Here is a 4,154-nt window from a genome sequence, read left to right as displayed (position 1 = left end):
TTAGAAAAAACACTATCAATCCTTTCATATGTGTTTGCTTTTTTGAATCTGGTCAAAAGTAAGAACAAATAGAGTCAATTTTATTACGAAAATAAGGAGAATTTTCAAACCATTTGTTAATCCATTGAAAGCCATACTGAGAGTCAATATAATTTAGATAAAATCATAGAAATACATACTAAACCGACCCAAGTATCTTATCAATGGTCGGTTTTATCATATAATCCTAAGTGAAAGAAAGAGGTGCTTCAAGTGGCGGCTAATATTCATCCATACTTAACTTACCAATACAAAGATGTGAAACAGCTTGAAAAAGAAATTTCCAAACAAAAGAAGTTAACGAAAGCTTTATTGAACTTTCAAGAACACCTTATCTTTGTTACTGATCACGAGGATATTATCGAATTCAATCAAGCCTTTTGTAACTTTACCGGAATTAGTAAGGGGCAGACCCAGCTGCCTAAATTGAAATACCTTTCTAGTTTTTTAGTAGAAGATGCTAATTATTTTTATCCAATCGACAAAAGAAGATGGTTTGAAGAAATCATAGAAACGGGGAAAAACTCTGTAAATATGCACTGGATCAGCATCAATAATGAAGAGATTTTCTTTAATTTAGAATATGAGCCCATACCGGGTTCGAACCAATACTTATGTGTCTGTAAGGATATTACCAATTTAGAGAATGAAAATAGAGAGAACAGACAATTATTCCTGATGGATTCTCTAACATACAGTATAAACCAATTGGAAATGAATGCGATCTTAGAAGTGGAAATGAGACGAGCCGAACGATTAAACCAACCTTTTTCGATGATTATAATGGATATTGATTTCTTTAAACATGTGAATGAAAGGTTTGGGGAACAAGCAGGCGATAAAGTACTCTCTACTATTTCCATCATCGTTCAGCAACGGATTCGTGAATCAGATATTTTTGTCCGTTGGGGAGGAGAGGAATTCATTTTACTCACTCCTGGAACCGACGGAAATGGGGCAAAGGAATTAGCAGAATCCATCCGCTCGATTATCGAGGAATTTCATTTTGTGAATATCGATACGATCACTTGCAGCTTTGGAATCTCCGTGTTTTCTAAAGGGAAACCGAAAGAGGAATTAATACTAGAGGCGAATCAAGCACTCTTCTTTTCAAAAGACAAAGGGAGAAACTGTGTAACTCTTTACAACTAAGAAGTAAAGAAGGGGTCCATTTAAGCTTTTTATTATGTTTTTTTTGAAAATATAGGTAAAATAAAGAAAAAGACCCTAGGAGTGAAATTGATGACTATTGAAAATCCAAGTCGCAATGAAATTGGATCGATTTTAAAAAAGGCAAAAAGAATTGCGGTAGTTGGTTTGAGTGATAATCCTGAACGAACTTCCTATCAAGTGTCTGAAGCAATGCAAAAAGCTGGCTATGAAATTATTCCGGTGAATCCCACGATTGAATCTGCATTAGGAGTGAAAGCTGTTGCATCCCTTAAGGATATCGAAGGACACGTAGACATTGTTAATGTTTTTCGCAGGTCAGAACAACTGTTCGATGTCGCAAAAGAGTTTGATGAGATCGATGCAGATATCTACTGGGCCCAGCTTGGCCTTGAAAACGAAGAAGCCTATGAATTCTTAAAAAGTAAGGGCTATACGGTTATCATGAATCGTTGCATTAAAGTAGAACATGCGATATCTAAAGCTTAAAAATCCAACCCTAAAACTGCTAATATTTAGCAGTTTTTTTATTTTTAACACGCTTTAAACCCATGATTATTTTATTACAAAATTATGTTGTTTAAAATTACGTATTTGCTAAATCGAAATAAATCGCTACAATAAAGCATAGACGCCGCAAGATTTATGTTAAAATAAGAAGCGGCAAACATTGGTTCTATTTTAATTTTATAAATAGATAATATAAAGAATGACTAATCAATTAGTTCATGAGCAATTAGAAGGATACTTCTTTTTGTAGGGAATGAAAGGGGTATTTTAGTGGCAAGAAATCAGCAAGTTTTTGATTATAATGATGATGCCATACAGGTACTTGAAGGTCTTGAGGCGGTTAGGAAACGTCCAGGAANNGTTTATGAGATTGTCGACAATTCTGTCGATGAAGCGCTTGGTGGATTCGGTGATCAAATCATTGTAAAAATACACAAAGATAATTCTATTAGTGTTAATGACCGTGGACGCGGAATGCCTACTGGTATGCACAAAATGGGGAAACCAACACCAGAGGTTATATTAACAGTGCTTCATGCCGGCGGAAAATTTGGCCAAGGCGGATATAAAACAAGCGGCGGTTTGCACGGTGTTGGTGCATCTGTTGTTAATGCCTTATCAGAATGGCTAACTGTCACCATTAAAAGGGACGGTTTCGTATATGAACAACGCTTTGAAAATGGGGGAAAACCGGTAACAACCCTCGAAAAAATCGGTAAAACCAATCAAACCGGTACAACTATTCACTTCAAGCCAGATCCAACTATATTTTCAACAACCACTTTTAATTTCGAAACGTTATGTGAGAGGTTAAGAGAGTCAGCCTTTTTGTTAAAAGGTTTGAAAATCGAAATTATCGATGACCGAAACGATTTCCATGAAGTCTTTCATTATGAAAATGGGATTGAAGCGTTCGTTGCCTATTTAAACGAAGAGAAGGATGTCCTTCATCCGGTTGTTAGTTTAGAAGGCTCTCAGCATGGAATTGAAGTGGATTTTGCCTTTCAATTTAATGATGGCTACTCTGAAAATGTCCTCTCCTTTGTAAATAATGTCCGCACAAGAGATGGCGGAACCCATGAGGCCGGGGCAAAAACAGCAATGACAAGGGTATTTAATGATTATGCTCGGAAGGTTTCATTCTTAAAAGACAAAGACAAAAACCTTGATGGTGCAGATATCCGTGAAGGTTTATCGGCAATTATCTCCGTTCGAATCCCGGAAGAATTGCTCCAGTTTGAAGGACAAACAAAAGGGAAATTAGGAACAAGTGAAGCACGCTCAGCGGTTGATTCAGTTGTTTCTGAGCACCTCTCCTATTTTCTAGAAGAGAATCCTGATATTAGCTCCCTTCTTATCAAAAAATCGATCAAAGCCTATCAAGCTAGAGAGGCGGCCAGAAAAGCACGTGAGGATGCAAGAAGCGGTAAAAAACGCAAGCGTTCCGATGCTGTCTTGTCTGGGAAACTAACACCCGCACAATCACGTAATCCGCAAAGAAACGAACTGTACCTTGTTGAGGGTGATTCCGCGGGAGGTTCAGCGAAACAGGGACGTGACCGACGTTTTCAAGCAGTCCTTCCACTCAGAGGTAAAGTCATTAATACCGAAAAAGCTAAACTCGCTGATATTTTTAAGAATGAAGAAATCAATACGATCATTCATGCCATCGGCGGCGGAGTTGGTTCCGATTTCAGTGTGGAAGACATCAATTATGACAAAATTGTCATTATGACCGATGCGGATACAGATGGGGCACATATTCAAGTTCTACTACTTACTTTCTTTTACCGCTATATGAAGCCGTTGTTAGAAGCAGGCAAAGTGTTTATTGCCTTGCCTCCGCTTTATAAAGTAAGCAAGGGAACAGGCAAGAAGGAAATTATCGAATATGCATGGAATGATGATGAACTTCAAGGTGCCATCAAGAAAGTGGGCAGAGGCTATATCATCCAGCGCTATAAAGGACTTGGTGAAATGAACGCCGATCAGCTCTGGGAAACAACAATGGATCCTGAAACACGGACGTTGATCCGAGTTAAAATCGATGATGCAGCAAGAGCTGAACGACGAGTTACCACTCTTATGGGTGACAAAGTTGAGCCGCGCCGTAAGTGGATTGAAACGAATGTCGCCTTTGGGTTAGAAGAAGATGACACGATCTTAGAAAATGAAAATATTACGGTCTCCGAGGAGGGTTCTGAAGGATGAGTGCAACTGAAAAATTCCGAGACTTGCCTCTAGAAGATGTCATTGGTGATCGTTTTGGCAGATATAGTAAGTATATTATCCAAGAACGTGCCCTTCCGGATGCACGTGATGGCCTAAAGCCAGTACAACGAAGAATTCTCTATGCGATGCATGTAGAAGGAAATACACATGATAAAGGCTTTCGAAAATCAGCAAAAACAGTTGGTAATGTAATTGGTAACTAT

4 protein-coding genes are annotated in these 4,154 nt (G+C 38.3%); all 4 read left to right on the top strand.

Translation table 11 applies throughout. From position 1 onward, the window contains the following. The first annotated feature begins 252 nt into the window (after nucleotides 1–252). Nucleotides 253–1,191, top strand: coding sequence for a sensor domain-containing diguanylate cyclase (locus V7659_RS19355; RefSeq protein WP_335541495.1), 939 nt, complete (start codon nucleotides 253–255; stop codon nucleotides 1,189–1,191). A gap of 90 nt (nucleotides 1,192–1,281) precedes the next feature. Further along, entirely contained in the window at nucleotides 1,282–1,698 is a 417-nt protein-coding gene (locus V7659_RS19350) for a CoA-binding protein (RefSeq protein ID WP_335541494.1), read from the top strand. Between the two features lie 291 nt (nucleotides 1,699–1,989). Beyond that, the gene (gene parE, locus V7659_RS19345; RefSeq protein WP_335541493.1) at nucleotides 1,990–3,930 is read left to right on the top strand and encodes a DNA topoisomerase IV subunit B; all 1,941 of its coding nucleotides are present in this window, start codon (nucleotides 1,990–1,992) and stop codon (nucleotides 3,928–3,930) included. Next, the coding region (locus V7659_RS19340; RefSeq protein ID WP_335541491.1) for a DNA gyrase subunit A at nucleotides 3,927–4,154 on the top strand (228 nt) is incomplete at its 3' end. The genes parE and V7659_RS19340, both read left to right, overlap by 4 nt.

Origin of the sequence: Neobacillus drentensis, assembly GCF_036966985.1 — a bacterium.
GTDB classification, from domain to species: Bacteria; Bacillota; Bacilli; order Bacillales; family Cytobacillaceae; genus Neobacillus; species Neobacillus drentensis_E.
This window is presented reverse-complemented; position numbering and strand designations above follow the sequence as displayed.